At 62.0% G+C, this 2,708-nt stretch carries 3 protein-coding genes; 2 read left to right on the forward strand and 1 reads right to left on the reverse strand.

From position 1 onward, the window contains the following. Window positions 1-14: 14 nt before the first annotated feature. A complete protein-coding gene (locus HUJ17_RS16835; protein WP_290511782.1) occupies window positions 15-932 on the reverse strand; it encodes a homoserine kinase in 918 nt (305 codons plus the stop codon). 115 nt (window positions 933-1,047) lie between these two features. Between HUJ17_RS16835 and HUJ17_RS16840 the strand changes: the two genes are divergently transcribed. After that, complete coding sequence (locus tag HUJ17_RS16840) at window positions 1,048-1,659, forward strand: outer membrane beta-barrel protein (protein ID WP_290511783.1); 612 nt, start codon at window positions 1,048-1,050, stop codon at window positions 1,657-1,659. A gap of 63 nt (window positions 1,660-1,722) precedes the next feature. Continuing rightward, window positions 1,723-2,708: alpha/beta hydrolase (locus HUJ17_RS16845; RefSeq protein WP_290511784.1), on the forward strand; the 986-nt coding region annotated here is incomplete at its 3' end.

Here is a 2,708-nt window from a genome sequence, read left to right on the forward strand (position 1 = left end):
GCTTGCAGCTTGCTTTACCCCGCCAACGCCGCAATCCGCCACTGAAAAATCCGCGCAAACTCCTCCGGGTCCTTGCTGCCCTGCCCTTCGCTTTGCGCCGACACCGGGCCGGCCAGCCGCGACAGCCAGAAGCGCAGAGCTGCCACCGCCAGCGCCTCCAGCAACAGGCTGTCATCCACCTGCCCGCCGAACTCCCGGTAGCTTTCCAGCAGCGCTTGCTCCCGCTCTGCCACCGGTTTGCCATTGCTATCCACGCACCAGTCGTTGAGCGTCACCGCCAGATCGTATTCCGGGTAATCCAGACAGGCGTTGTAGAAATCCAGAAGGGCGCTGATGCGGCCCTGTTGCCACAGCAGATTGTCGCGGAACAGGTCGCCGTGGATCAGGGTGGTGCCGGTGGGTCGTGCCTGCCAGTCGCTCAATAATGCTGTAGCTCCCTCGCGGTGTTCGTCCGGTAGCTGGTGTAGATGGGAGGCCAGCCTCTCCAGCCGCTGACGTTCATCGGGCAGGGTCTGCAGGGGGGCGGTATCACATTGATGCAGTCGTGCCAGTAGCGCGCCCACCTGACGGCAGCGGTCCAGGTCCACGGCAAAATCATGTTCTCCGGGCAGGCGCGGCATCAGCACCGCCGGCTTGCCGGCGACGGTGATCTGGTCGTGGCCGTCATGATTCTGCAGCGGTGCGGGCACCGGCAGAGCTTGCTTGGCCAGATGCCTCAACAGTGCCAGATAGGGGGTCAGTGCGTTGTGGTCCAGGGTTTCGAAGACAGTCAGTACCAGCGGGGCGGGTTGCTGATGACTGTCCTCAGCCTCAATCAGGAAGGTGCTGTTCTCGATGCCATGGCTGGCCGCCCGAAAATCCAGCAGTCGGAAGCCGTAACCGTCCAGAACGGTGGCAAGCTGGTTGTGACTGAGCGGCGTATAAACGGACATGGTGTCCCCTGTTGGCAAAAAGGCCGCAGATGACCGGACTCTGCGGGCGAGCAATGGTATAACAGCTGATAACAATAACGACGCATCTCCAACAATAACAAAAGGACGACTCGACATGCGTTACGGGATTCTGTTTCTCGGTTTGCTGTTTTCTGCCACCAGCCAAGCGGACGGTGTGGCGCACTATCAGGATCAACGTTTCGGCTATGTGGCCGGTAACCTGATTCATTTCAATCTGGATTATGACTCCCGCGAGGTAACACCGACCGGTCTTGCCGTGCGTCTGGGAGGTATGGTGGATGAACATTGGGGCGTGGAACTGCGCGCGGGCACAGGGCCGTCCGGGGATACCTGGCGTTCTGACAACAATGCCAGCAAGGTCGAGTATACCGTAGACCATGTGGCTGCCCTGCTGGGCACCGGCAAATGGTCGTTCGAGTCGCCAGTCAGCCTGTCCGTGCTGGACCGCCATGTGGACAATTTCTTTGTGCAGGGGTTTGCCGGCGTTGCGGATGTGAAGATAAAAAATATTCGTCGTCGTTGTAATGTCACCACCTGCCGTCGTGACGATACCGACCGTAACGATGACACCAGCCTGGCGTTCGGTGCCGCTGTCGGCGTGCGCACCGCCTACAACATCGGTTTGAGCCTGCAATACATGCAGTACGTGGACAAGGATTACATCACCGTGACCGGCATCGAAGGCGGTCTGGAGTGGTATTTCTAGTAACGCTTTATGCCGCACGCTACAGGCAACATGGGCAGGCGGCAGGGACAGAGAGGAAAACCAATGAATCCTGCAGTATTCGAGCGTGGCGCGGTGCGCGCCCTGATGAGCCTGCCCGGTGCGGTGCTGGACAAGTTGTCCGCCGGTCTGGAAACCCACAGTCGCTCCCATCTGGATTCCCGCCTGCGCTTCCTGCTGGCGCTCAGCGCCGCCAAGCCGACGCTGGACAGCGGCACGGTAGAACAGGCCCGCCGTCTGTACCGTGACGTCATCAATCTGCTGGATGTGGCGCCGGTGTCATTGCCGGTGGTGGTGGACCATCAGGTGCCGCTGGATGATGGCAGCCAGATGCGGGTGCGGCGTTATCGTCCGGCCCTGGCGCCGCGGGTGGCGCCGGCAATCATGTTCATGCACGGTGGCGGTTTCACCGTGGGTGGCGTGGACGAGTATGATCGCCTGTGCCGCTACATTGCCGACCGCACCAATGCGGTGGTGTTGAGTGTGGATTACCGGTTGTCCCCGGAGCATCCGTCCCCGGTGGCGGCAGATGACTGCCTGGCCGCCTGGCGCTGGCTGCTCGATAACACCGCTGCCATGGGGCTGGACCCGCAACGGTTGGCGGTGATGGGCGATAGTGCGGGCGGCAATCTCAGCGCCGTGGTCTGCCAGCAGGCCAAGCAGGCCGGCCTGGCGCTGCCTGCCCTGCAAGTGCTGATCTACCCGACCACCGACGGCGCCCTCAAGCACCCGTCGGTGCAGACCCTGGGCCAGGGCTTCGGGCTGGATCTCGCCTTGCTGACCTGGTTCCGTGCCCAGTTCATTCAAGACCCGGCATTGGTCGAAGACTACCGCGTCTCGCCCTTGCGTAACCCGGACCTGAGCGGCCTGCCATCGACCCTCCTGATCACCGCCACCGACCCGCTGCGCGACGAAGGGTTGGAATACGGCGAAAAACTGCGGGCGGTGGGGGTGGATGTCACCTCTCTGGATTACCCGCAACTGGTCCACGGTTTCCTCACCATGGGCGGCGTCATCCCCGCGGCCCGCAA

Origin of the sequence: Alcanivorax sp. (assembly GCF_014762765.1) — a bacterium.
Lineage (GTDB): Bacteria > Pseudomonadota > Gammaproteobacteria > Pseudomonadales > Alcanivoracaceae > Alcanivorax.